Below are 11,851 nucleotides of genomic sequence, written 5' to 3'. Positions count from 1 at the left end.
TCGCTCTAGCCAAACCGCTTTCTGCGCCATTCGATCAGTTTGGCGCTGACCTCGTCCGGCTTTTCCTGTTGCGTCCAATGGCCGCTGTCGCGCACCAGATATTTTTCGAGATCGGGAACGATCTTTTCCATGCCATCAGCCGACGACGGCGGCAGCACGTGGTCGTTCTCGGCCATGATCATCAGCGCCGGTACTTTCACGGTGTGATCGATCTGCGCCGAACGCTGCCAGTTGCGCGACATGTTGCGGTACCAGTTGATGCCGCCGGTAAAACCTGACTTCGTGAACGTATCGACGAACACCTTTTTCTCTTCCGGCGACAGGATTGGTGTGCGCGGATCATGCTTGGCGTCGTAACCCGCGATCATCTGCGGAAACGCCAAATTGAGTCGCGGGGAAGCACCGACGCCGGCAACCACTTGGTCGGCAGGTGTGTCGGCGGGCCGCGGCACAGGCTTGCGCATGAAGGCGTCAAACGTCTGCTCGACCCGGCTGCCGAAGATCCTGTCGGGCTCGCGGGCCGGATCCTGGAACTGCACGATGTACATGCTGTCGCCGAACCGCTTGCGGAACAGCTCGATCGGATCGGCCGGCGCGCGATCGTGATGCGGCGTGTTGATGCCGACCACGCCGGCAACGCGGTCAATGTGGCGGAGCGGCATCTGCCAGATGATGAAGCCGCCCCAGTCGTGGCCGACGAAGATCGCCTTGTCGATCTTCAGATGGTCCATCAGGCCGACGAGATCGCCGGTGAGGTGCTCGATGTCATAGGCCTCGACCGGCTCAGGCCGGTCGGTCGAACCATAGCCGCGCTGATCCGGCGCGATCACCCGGATCCCGGCCTCGCTCAGCGCCTTGATCTGGTGACGCCAGGAGAACGCGATCTCCGGCCAGCCGTGGCACAGTATCACCGGCGGCTTGTCGGTCTTCGGCCCGGCCTCGTAGTAACCCATGCGAATGCCGTTCGTCTCGGCGAACTGCAGCGGCGGCATTTCAATCATCGCAACACCCTATTCAGCCGCGCTGGTCATCTTCGGCGGCGGCGCATAGGCCGCCTCCAGCGCTTCAAACTCCAGCGGAAGCATGTCGCACAAGACCTGGACATGCGGAATGATGTTGGCGCCGGCGATGAAGCCGAAATCGAGCTGATCGCGATAGCTCTGCACGGTGATGTTGAGCGCGAGCCCGTGGGTCGAGATCGACACCGGGAAGATATGCAGCAACTCCGCGCCGGCGGCGTACAAAGTCTGTCGCGGTCCCGGCACGTTGGACACCGTGATGTTGGCCGCCGGCGGCAGCACGTTCGAGAGGTCGGAACGGCTGTAGAGCAGCGCCAGGATCTGAACCAGGATCGGCGCGCCCAGCATCGAGATGTTGGAGACCTGCGGCATCAAGGCTCGCAGCGGATGCGACATCTCCTTGGACTTGGTGGATTGCGCGATGATCGCCTCCAGCCGCCCCTTGGGATCCTCGAGGTTGGTGGCGATCGAGCAGATCATGCCGAACACCTGGTTGTTGGCCTCGGTGTTGCCTTCCTCGCGCAGCGAAATCGGCACCGCCGCGGTCAGCGACTTGGTCGGCAGCGCGCCCTGCTGCAGCAGATAGCGCCGCACCACGCCGGAGGACAGCGCCAGCACGACGTCGTTGAGCTTGCCGCCGGAGACTTTCGCCACCGCCTTGGCCCGCGACAGCGAGATCGAGGTGCCGGCAAAGCTGCGCTCCGACGAGATCGCCTTGTTCAGGATGGTCGGCGGCGAAACCATGCTGGCGATGCTGTCGCGCGACTTCGGATCGGAAATCTTGCCGACCACTTCGGAAACGCTCTTGAGCATCGTCGGCACGCTGGCGGCGAATTTCACCGCGCTCTCGATCTGGAACATGGCGTTGTCGAACAGAATCGATCCGAGATCGCTCTTGCCCGAGCGCGGCAATTCCAGGCTCTTCGGCGCCGACGATGAATCGAACGGCTGGCGCCAGAGCTGCTGATAGGAATCGATCAAATTGGCGGCGATGTCGCGCGGCTCCTGCGCGACCTTGCGCGCCGTCGGCGGTTCGACCTGGCGCGGCACCGGAGTCAGATCGTAGATCATGTTGGTGAGCGCCGCACCGGCGCCGCCGTCGATGCAGGCGTGGTGCATCTTGGAATAAAGCCCGATCTCGTTGTCCTTCATGCCCTCGAAGACGTAGAACTCCCAGAGCGGACGGGCGCGGTTGAGCAGCTTGGCATGCATCCAGCCGACGAGGCGCTCCAGCGTCGCGCGATCGTAGGGGGCCGGCAGGCTGCCGCGGAAAATGTGGCGGTCGATGTCGAACTGGTCGTCCTCGACCCAGGACGGATGATCGATGTCGAGCGGCGCCTTTTCCAGGCGCGCTTTCAGGATCGGCGCAAGATGCAGCCGCGAGCCGATCATCGCCTTGAAATCCTCGAAGAAGTTGCCGTTGTAGTTCTCGGGCAGGCGGAAGATCGCCATGCTTCCGACATGCATCGGCATCTCAGGCGTTTCCAGGTACAGAAACGACGCGTCCATCGAAGACAGTTTCTTGGCGTCAGTCATGTTTTCCTCCCGCAGAGATCACGCGACGCCTTGATGGCGCTTCTGGCGTTCAGATGGTCCTGAAGACGGGGGTTGGGTGGTCCCCGGTCTTCAACGACATTGGTCAGGATAGTGCATTTTCCGGGGTCCCATATGCAATGGCAAACGGGCCCGAACGGTCAAATTGCTTAAATTCGCCTTCCCTTTGCGCCAGCCGGTCGGCCACCGCCCACAAGGCGGCCGGGTTGACGCCGAGGCCGATATGGCTTGCGAGATGCACCTCGATATTTTCGGCCGTGCTGGAGGGGCGCAGCAGGCTGGTACGCCAGTTCACGATGCCATCGGTGCGAGAATAGATCGAGGTCGCGGGCACCGGCAGGTCGCCGGCGATCGCCTCCCTGATCTCCGGGTTGTCGTGGATGCTTTCCCCCGACAGCGCTTCGTACAATCGCGTCGCATTGGTCGCTGTGATGTCGTTGGCGAACGGGCTGCCGAGCGTGATCACCGATCGCACCATGTCCGGCAGTTGCAGCGCGAGATCGCGTGCGTAGACGCCGCCGAGACTCCAGCCAATGATGCTGACCTTTCGTCCCGTGGTCTCGTGGATTCGCTTGACGAGGTCGCGTAACGCACCGCGCTTGCTGGCGACGCCGCCGAAATTGCGGCCCATGTTCCAGGCATAGCTGTCGTAGCCAAGCTCCTTCAGGTAGCGCCGCATCGGCGCCATCGACAAATCGCTGGCGAGAAATCCCGGCAGCGTCAGCACCGGATGACCGTCGCCCTTCGGGGCGCGCATCAACAGCGGCGACAGCAGCAGGCTCGAATTCAGTTCGAACACGCTTCTGGCTTCGGCGAGCATCAGGAACAGGCTCGGCGGACGAAGCTTGCGTTCTGCCGTCGGCGCGCCCTCCGCGACGGCCACTATTTCTTGTCCTTCTTGGCCATGCCGCCGAGACCGGCCATGGTCACGAACATGTCCTGAAAGCGTTCAGCGATCTTGGGGTCGAAGGTGAACCAGGACTGCATCAGCGATTCCGGCGAGACCTTGTCGATGTTGGCCATCATCTGCTGCTGCAACTTGTCCATGACCGCGGTCTGCATCGGCTGAACGTCCGGAAGTCCGAAGAACTGCCGGGCCTCGAGCGGCGTGCAATCAATTTCGACGTTTACCTTCATGGCCGCTCCTTCATTAATGGCTTGCCGCAGTATCACCGTGACCGGCCGAGTCACGCAAGGACAAGACCGCCTTCCGGGCCCCCGTTCGCCCCCTATGGTCAACCAAAACGTTCGACAGCAAAAGGGGTAGTATCGGCAAACGGGGTCTCGCCGGTCATCATTTCCGCCAGCAGCCGGCCGGTTGCAGGTCCGAGCGTCAGGCCGTGGTGCTGGTGGCCGAAATCGAACCACAAACCGGGATGGCGGGGCGCCTTCCCGATCACCGGCAGCATGTCCGGCAAACAGGGCCGCGCCCCCTTCCACGGCTGGGCAGGTGCAGCGCAGCGCCAACGCCGACCATGCCCGCCCCCAACACCAGAACGTCGGCCCTCAGTTCCGCCACCGGCGCTCCAAAAGTTTTTTAATGTAACGAATTCGCGCCCACAGCCTAAGGTAAAGCTAGCCATTGCCGCATCGCGGTGCAAACCGATCCACAGAGAGGGATCGCGCCTGCGCGGCGGCTGGACTTTGGCAACAGGGATCGGCAATATCCGCCGATATTGCGGAATTAGGCTGATCAAAGCGGGGAAATCGAACAAATGTCTTTACGTCGGAGTTTGCTTGCAGCGGCTACGGTTACAATGCTCGGCTTTGCGGTTGCGCCGGCATCGGCCCAGACCCTGCGCTACGCCAATCAAGGCGATCTCAAATCGCTGGATCCATATACGCTTAACGAAAGCACGACCCACGCCCACCTCGGACAGGTCTATGAAGGCCTGATCGCGCGCGACAAGGACCTGAAGATCATTCCAGGACTGGCGGAGCGCTGGGAGACCCCCGAGCCGACCCGCTGGCGCTTTCATTTGCGCAAGAACGTCAAGTTCCAGAACGGCGACCCCTTCACCGCCGACGACGTGGTGTTCTCGGCCGACCGCGTTCGCGCCGCCGGCTCCAACCTGCAGACCCGCATTCCCAAGGATGCGAAGGTCGTCAAGATCGACGACTACACCGTGGATTTCATCCTGACTTCGCCAAATCCCATCCTGAACTCGCAATGGGATACCTGGTACATCATGGACAAGAAGTGGGCCGAGGCGAACAATGTCGTCGCCCCGACGCCCGCCGCGGCAACCACGCCGAGCTATGCCTCGCTCAACGCCAACGGCACCGGCGCCTTCAGCATCGAAAGCCACCAGCCCGGCGTCAAGACCGTGTTCAAGGCCAACCCGAACTGGTGGCAGAAGCCCGAACATAATCTGAAGGAAATCATCTTTACCCCGATCGGCTCCGACGCCACCCGCGTTGCCGCGCTGCTGTCGGGTGAAGTCGACGTCATCGAACCGGTTCCGCTGCAGGACATCTCGCGCGTGGATTCAACGCCGACCGCGCAGGTGCTCAAGGGGCCGGAAATCCGCACCATCTTCCTCGGCATGGACCAGGTCCGCGACGAACTGCTGTATTCGAACATCAAGGGCAAGAACCCCTTCAAGGATGTCCGCGTCCGCGAGGCGTTCTTCAAGACGATCGATGTCGAACTGATCAAGACCCGCGTCATGCGCGGCCTTTCGACGCCTTCCGCGCTGATGATCGCGCCGCAGCTCTACAAGCTCGCCGGCGATTTCACCCGTCCGAAAGTCGATCCCGAAGGCGCCAAGAAGCTGCTGGCGGAAGCCGGTTATCCCGACGGCTTCGAAGTTTCGATGGACTGCCCGAACGACCGCTACGTCAACGACGCCGCGATCTGCCAGGCGGTGGTCGGCATGCTGGCTCGCATCGGCGTCAAGGTGAACCTGCTGGCCCAACCCAAGGCGCAGTATTTCGCCAAGGTTCTGAAGCCCGGCGGTTACCAGACGTCGTTCTATTTGCTCGGCTGGACGCCCGGCACCTCCGACGCGCACAATGTTCTGTACGACATCATGGGCTGCCGCGACGACCCGAAGGTCGCGCGCGGTGAGGCCAATCTCGGCGGCTACTGCAACAAGAAGATGGACGAAATCACCGACAAGGTGCTGGTCGAAACGGATACAACCAAGCGCGATCTGCTGATCAAGGAAGCGTTCCAGATCGCGGCCAAGGATTTCGCCTACATCCCGCTGCATCAGCAGGCGCTGGCGTGGGGCGTATCGAAAAAGGTGAAGCTCTCGCAGCGTGCCGACAATCAGGTGCTGCTGTACTGGGCGACCAAACAGGACTAAGCACTTCGTCTATCAAGGTCCCGGCAGCCTGATGCTTCCGGGACCTTTCCTTTCCGGCTGACAGCGACGTCGGCCAAGAAGACGTCGCACCGGAAGAAAGTGAAAGGAATACATGCTCGCTTTCACTCTTCGCCGGGCGATTCAGGCCATCGGCGTCATGATTGCGGTCGGGGTCATCTCGTTCTCGATGTTCCGCTTCGCAGGTGACCCGGTCAACCAGATCGTCTCGCTGGACACACCCGCCGCCGAACGCGAGGCGGTCCGCAAATCGCTCGGTCTGGACGATCCCGTTGCGGTGCAGTTCGCGCGTTATTTCGGCAACGCCGCCCAGTTCAAGTTTGGCGTGTCCTATCAGTTCCGCCAGCCGGTCTCGACCCTGCTCGCGGAGCGGATGCCGGCGACGCTGGAGCTCGCGATCTGCGCTACCATCTTCGCGATGGTGTTCGGCATTCTGATGGGGGTTTACTCGGCGCTCAAACGCGACACCGTGCTTGCCAAAATATTCCAGGCCGTATCGCTGATCGGAATCTCGCTGCCGACCTTCCTGATCGGTATTCTCCTGATCTATCTGTTCTCGGTGACGTTGGGCTGGCTGCCCTCGTTCGGCCGCGGCGAGGTCGTGCGCATCGGCTGGTGGACCACCGGCCTGCTGACCCTCTCCGGCCTCAAGGCGCTGATCCTGCCGTCCATCACGCTCGGCCTGTTCCAGCTGACATTGATCATGCGGCTGGTGCGCGCCGAAATGCTGGAAGTGCTCCGCACCGACTACATCCGCTTCGCGCGGGCGCGTGGCCTGACCACCCGCGCGATCCATTTCGGTCACGCGCTCAAGAACACGCTGGTTCCCGTCATCACCGTGGCCGGCTTGCAATTTGGCTCGGTTATTGCTTTCGCCATCATCACCGAAACCGTCTTCCAGTGGCCGGGCATGGGGTTGCTGTTCGTGCAGGCAGTGCAAAACGTCGATATCCCGATCATGGCGGCCTACCTGTTGATGGTGTCGCTGATCTTCGTCACCATCAACCTGGTGGTCGATATCCTCTATACCGTCGTCGATCCGCGGCTGCGCTCGACCATCCGCCGTCCGGCTTGAAAGAAAGATCAGAGATGTCCGACGCCGTCGTCCCCCACCGAGCCGAACCGAGCGCAGCAGCTGCGCGCGCCGGCACAGGCTGGCTCAGACGCGCGCTCGACAGCGACATCTTCTATTCGTTCCGCCGTTCCAAGCTGACGATGGTGGCGGCAGCCGTCACCATCCTGTTTTTCCTGCTGGCGATCTTTGCTTCGGTGCTTTCGGTGCAGAACCCGTTCGATCCGGCGCAGCTGCAGCTGATGAATTCGCGCATTTCGCCGCTATGGACCGCCGACGGCCAGAGCCCGTTCCTGCTCGGCACCGACGAACAGGGCCGCGACGTGTTCTCCGCCATCCTCTACGGGCTCCGGATCTCGCTCGTCGTCGGCGTGCTCGGCGTCGTCTTCGCCGGCGCGCTCGGAATTACGCTCGGGCTGATTGCGGGCTATGTCGGCGGCGCGGTCGATGGCCTGATCATGCGCATCGCCGATGTGCAGCTCACCTTCCCGGCCATCCTGATCGCGCTGCTGGTCAACGGCGTCGCCAAGTCGGTGTTCGGCAACCGGCTGGACGCCATGAGTACGCTGGTGGTGCTGGTGGTCGCGATCGGATTGAGTTTCTGGGTGCAATATGCCCGCACCGTGCGCGGCTCCGTCATGGTCGAGAAGAACAAGGATTATGTCGCGGCCGCCCAGTTGATCGGGCTCCCCGCCCCCATCATCATGCTGCGTCACGTGCTGCCGAACACGATGGGTCCGATCCTGGTGATCGCCACCATCAACCTGGCGCTCGCCGTCATTACGGAAGCCACGCTGTCGTTCCTCGGCGCCGGGATGCCCGATACCATGCCGTCGCTGGGCACGCTGATCCGGATCGGCAACAATTATCTGTTCGCGGGCGAATGGTGGATCGTGGCCTTCCCGGGCTTTGCGCTGGCCGGGCTGATCCTTTCCATCAATCTGCTCGGCGACTGGCTGCGCGACGCGCTCAACCCGAAACTCCGATGACCAGTCCTGTCCTTTCCGTGCGTAACCTCGAGGTGGAGTTCCACACCCGCCGCAGCGTCCTGCACGCCATCAACGGCATCTCCTTCGACATCGCCAAGGGCGAGGTGCTCGGCGTGGTCGGCGAATCCGGCGCGGGAAAATCCGTGACGGGCCTTGCCGTGATCGGCCTGATCGATCCGCCGGGGCGGATCGCAGGCGGCGAGATCCATCTGTCGGGGATGCGGATCGATCATCTGCCGCCGGAAGAAATCCGCCGCATCCGCGGCAAACGCATCGGGATGATCTTCCAGGATCCTCTCACCAGCCTCAATCCGCTCTACAAGATCGGCGACCAGATCGTCGAAACCATCCGGACCCATCTCAATCTGTCGGAGACCGCGGCGCGCAAGCGCGCCATCGATCTTCTGGCGGAAGTCGGTATTCCCGCGCCGGAAAAACGCATCGACGCCTATCCGCATGAATTCTCCGGCGGCATGCGCCAGCGCGTCGTGATCGCGCTTGCGATCTGTGCCGAACCGGATCTGATCATCGCCGACGAGCCGACCACGGCCCTTGACGTCTCCGTGCAGGCGCAGATCATCTCGCTGATCAAACGCCTTGGCCGCGACCATGGCACCGCCGTGATGCTGGTGACGCACGACATGGGCGTGATCGCCGAAACTTCCGACCGCGTCGCGGTGATGTATTCGGGCCGGATTGCCGAGATCGGCCCGGTTCAGGACGTCGTGCAGAACCCGCTGCATCCCTACGCCAAGGGCCTGATGGGCGCGATCCCGACTTTGGCGGGCGAAGACAAGCGGCTGGTGCAGATACCCGGTTCGATGCCGCGGCTGTCGGCGATCCCGAAGGGCTGCTCGTTCAACCCGCGCTGCGGCTTCGTCTTCGACCGTTGCCGCGTCGAGCGTCCGGAGCCGATAGCGCACGGTACGCAGGCCGTGGCCTGTCATCTCTATGATGCCGCGCCCAAGGCAACGATCAAGGAGACCGCGGCATGAGCGCGGCACCCTTCATCGACGTCAGGAATTTACGCCGCGAGTTCGACGTTTCCAAACCGTGGCTCAACCGCGTGCTCGAAGGTGGCCACCTCGAATTCCTGAAAGCGGTCGACGGCGTCACCTTCGGCATCAAGAAGGGCGAGACGTTCGCCCTCGTCGGCGAATCCGGTTCGGGCAAGACCACCGTGGCACGGATGGTGGTCGGATTGCTGCCACCGAGCTCGGGCGAAGTCGTCATCGACGGCGTCTCGATGACCGATGCGAGGCAGGCGCAGGTGCGGCAAAAACTGCGCCGCCGCATCCAGATGATCTTCCAGGACCCCTATGCGAGCCTCAATCCGCGCTTCCGGGTCGATGCCATCGTCTCCGAGCCGATCCGAGCCTTCGACCTGATCGCGGGCGAGCGCGACATCGCTGCGCGCGTCGGTGAATTGCTGAGCCTCGTCGGCCTGCATGCCGACGACGGCCTGAAGTTTCCACATGAGTTTTCCGGCGGCCAGCGCCAGCGCATCGCGATCGCCCGCGCGCTGGCCTCGGAAGCCGAATTCATCGTCTGCGACGAGCCGACCTCGGCGCTCGATGTTTCCGTGCAGGCGCAGATCCTCAATCTGATGCGCGATTTGCAGGACAAGTTTGGCCTGACTTATCTCTTCATCAGCCATAACCTTGCCGTGGTGCGCCACATGGCGAGCCGCATCGGCGTGATGTATCTCGGCCGCATCGTCGAAATCGCGGAGGGGCGCGAACTTTTCAACAATCCGCGGATGCCCTACACCAAGATGCTGCTGGGAGCGGTTCCTGATTTGGCGATGTCCGGCCGCCAGCGGATTCCGGTCAAGGGCGAGATCCCCAATCCGATCAATCCGCCGCCCGGCTGCGCCTTCAACCCGCGCTGCCCGCTGGCCTATGATCTCTGCCGTCAACAGGCGCCCGCGCTGATCAACGGTGTCGCCTGCCACGCGGTCAATTCGCCGGCCGAAGCCGTGCCAGCCTGATCACAGGGATGGGTCAACCAAACGGTTGGCAGCAGGCCTCGCCTGTGGTCAAGTGGCGCACCAAATACCAGCGCAGCACCGGATTCCCATGAGCAACATCAATCCCGATCCGTTCACGACCAGGCCGGAAATCGAAGGCACGTTCGGGGTCGTGACCTCGACGCACTGGATCGCCACCGCGGTCGGGATGGGAATCCTGGAAAAGGGCGGTAACGCGTTCGATGCGGGTGTTGCCACCGCCTTCACGCTGCAGGTGGTCGAGCCGCATCTCAACGGCCCCGGCGGCGACGTACCGATCATTGTGCATGACACCAAGCGCGGCCGCACCGAGGTGATTTGCGGCCAGGGCCCGGCGCCGGCCGGCGCGACCATCGCGCATTACCGCAGCGAGGGGCTGGAGATCGTGCCCGGCACCGGGCTGCTCGCGGCCTGCGTGCCCGGCACGTTCGAATCCTGGATGTTGCTCTTGCGCGATTACGGCACGATGCGGCTGCGCGACGTGCTCGAACCCGCGATCGCCTATGCCCGCGACGGCTATCCCCTGGTGGAGCGCGCCGCGGCGACGATCCAGATCGTCGAAAAGCTGTTCCGCAATCACTGGAAGACCTCGGCCGCGGTCTATCTGCCGAACAATGAAGTTCCGAAACCCGGTACGCTCTTCACCAACAAGCAGCTTTCGGAAACCTACGCCCGCATCCTGAAAGAAGCCGAGAGCGCCGGCGGTGACCGCACAGCCCAGATCGAGGCCGCGCGCAAGGCCTGGTCGCACGGCTTCGTTGCGGAGGCGATCGACAAGTTCTGCCGCACCCAGGACATCATGGACGTCAGCGGTTCGCCGCATCGCGGCGTGCTGCGCGCCGACGACATGGCGCGCTGGCAGCCGACCGTCGAGGCGCCGCTGACCTATGATTACGGCCGCTACACCGTGTGCAAGCCCGGTGTCTGGAGCCAGGGCCCTGTCATGCTGCAGCAGCTGGCGTTGCTTAAGGGTTTTGAACTCGACGGGCTCGATCCAACTGGGCCGGAATTCATCCACCTGCAGATCGAATGCGCCAAGCTTGCCTTTGCCGACCGCGAGAAATTCTACGGCGATCCAAAGTTTACCGACATCCCGATCGCGACCTTGCTGTCGGACGCTTACAATGACGAACGCCGCAAGCTGATCTCGAGGGACAAAGCCTCGCTCGATTTTCTCCCCGGCTCGGTGGAAGGTTTCGGTTCGGTCGTAAAAATGCGCCGCGCCGAGGGCCATCGCGAGGCGGTCGGCGCCATGGGCGCCGGCGAGCCGACCGTCGGCCGCTTCGGCGAGGTGCGTGGCGACACCGTGCATTTCGACATCATCGACCAGGCCGGCAACATGATCTCGGCGACGCCGTCCGGCGGCTGGCTGCAATCCTCGCCGGTGATTCCCGAACTCGGCTTCTGTCTCGGCAGCCGCGCCCAGATGTTCTGGCTCGAAGAAGACCATCCCGCCGCACTGGCGCCGGGCAAGCGTCCGCGCACCACGCTGTCGCCGACCATGGCGCTACGCGACGGCGAGCCGTACATGGCCTGGGGTTCGCCCGGCGGCGACCAGCAGGATCAATGGACCACGCAATTCTTCCTGCGCCACGTCCACGCCAATCTGAACCTGCAGGAAGCGATCGACGCGCCGGCATGGCACTCCGAACATTTCCCGATCTCGTTCTGGCCGCGCACCGCCCGGCCCGGCGTGCTCGTCGTTGAAAACCGCGTGCCGAAGGCCACGATCGATACCTTGAAGGGCCGCGGCCATGTTGTCGAGATCGGCCCCGATTGGTCGGAAGGCCGCCTTACCGCCGCCTCCAAGGTCGGCCGCCGCCGCCGCGCGGCCGCCAATCCCCGGGGCATGCAAGGCTACGCGGCAGGACGATAAGGGC

10 protein-coding genes and 1 pseudogene are annotated in these 11,851 nt (G+C 63.1%); 6 read left to right on the top strand and 5 right to left on the bottom strand.

Annotation, left to right across the window (positions count from 1 at the left end; genetic code table 11):
- Positions 1–5: 5 nt before the first annotated feature.
- The 5 genes and pseudogenes from JQ558_RS22020 to JQ558_RS22000 all read right to left on the bottom strand — a co-directional run.
- Positions 6–1,001 carry an alpha/beta fold hydrolase gene (locus JQ558_RS22020; RefSeq protein ID WP_212210592.1) on the bottom strand — a complete coding sequence of 332 codons (996 nt, stop codon included), beginning with the start codon at positions 999–1,001 and terminating at the stop codon, positions 6–8.
- A gap of 9 nt (positions 1,002–1,010) precedes the next feature.
- Positions 1,011–2,555 (bottom strand): wax ester/triacylglycerol synthase family O-acyltransferase, encoded by a 1,545-nt coding sequence (locus tag JQ558_RS22015; protein WP_212295043.1) that lies wholly within the window; start codon positions 2,553–2,555, stop codon positions 1,011–1,013.
- Between the two features lie 103 nt (positions 2,556–2,658).
- Positions 2,659–3,393, bottom strand: a complete 735-nt coding sequence (locus JQ558_RS22010) for a triacylglycerol lipase (RefSeq protein ID WP_249119453.1) — start codon at positions 3,391–3,393, stop codon at positions 2,659–2,661.
- Positions 3,394–3,455: 62 nt separating this feature from the next.
- Positions 3,456–3,710 (bottom strand): DUF6489 family protein, encoded by a 255-nt coding sequence (locus tag JQ558_RS22005; RefSeq protein WP_209843454.1) that lies wholly within the window; start codon positions 3,708–3,710, stop codon positions 3,456–3,458.
- A 98-nt stretch (positions 3,711–3,808) separates the two neighbouring features.
- Positions 3,809–4,021: pseudogene (locus JQ558_RS22000) on the bottom strand (NAD(P)/FAD-dependent oxidoreductase); the annotation flags it as partial.
- Positions 4,022–4,288: 267 nt separating this feature from the next.
- Here JQ558_RS22000 and JQ558_RS21995 point away from each other — a divergent pair.
- The 6 genes from JQ558_RS21995 (at position 4,289) to JQ558_RS21970 (ending at position 11,847) form a co-directional block, all read left to right on the top strand.
- Positions 4,289–5,884, top strand: coding sequence for an ABC transporter substrate-binding protein (locus tag JQ558_RS21995; protein WP_212276455.1), 1,596 nt, complete (start codon positions 4,289–4,291; stop codon positions 5,882–5,884).
- A gap of 112 nt (positions 5,885–5,996) precedes the next feature.
- Positions 5,997–6,977 (top strand): ABC transporter permease, encoded by a 981-nt coding sequence (locus tag JQ558_RS21990; RefSeq protein ID WP_212295040.1) that lies wholly within the window; start codon positions 5,997–5,999, stop codon positions 6,975–6,977.
- A 14-nt stretch (positions 6,978–6,991) separates the two neighbouring features.
- A complete protein-coding gene (locus tag JQ558_RS21985) occupies positions 6,992–7,963 on the top strand; it encodes an ABC transporter permease (RefSeq protein WP_212295038.1) in 972 nt (323 codons plus the stop codon).
- On the top strand, positions 7,960–8,958 hold the full coding sequence (locus JQ558_RS21980; protein WP_212276453.1) for an ABC transporter ATP-binding protein: 999 nt from the start codon (positions 7,960–7,962) through the stop codon (positions 8,956–8,958). Before JQ558_RS21985 ends, JQ558_RS21980 begins: the two co-directional genes overlap by 4 nt.
- Complete coding sequence (locus JQ558_RS21975; RefSeq protein WP_212210572.1) at positions 8,955–9,953, top strand: ABC transporter ATP-binding protein; 999 nt, start codon at positions 8,955–8,957, stop codon at positions 9,951–9,953. The genes JQ558_RS21980 and JQ558_RS21975 overlap by 4 nt, the downstream gene beginning before the upstream one ends.
- An 88-nt stretch (positions 9,954–10,041) precedes the next feature.
- Complete coding sequence (locus tag JQ558_RS21970) at positions 10,042–11,847, top strand: gamma-glutamyltransferase family protein (RefSeq protein ID WP_212295036.1); 1,806 nt, start codon at positions 10,042–10,044, stop codon at positions 11,845–11,847.
- The last annotated feature ends 4 nt before the right edge of the window (positions 11,848–11,851 follow it).

Source organism: Bradyrhizobium sp. AUGA SZCCT0160, from assembly GCF_018130105.1.
Classification (GTDB): Bacteria; Pseudomonadota; Alphaproteobacteria; order Rhizobiales; family Xanthobacteraceae; genus Bradyrhizobium.
This window is presented reverse-complemented; position numbering and strand designations above follow the sequence as displayed.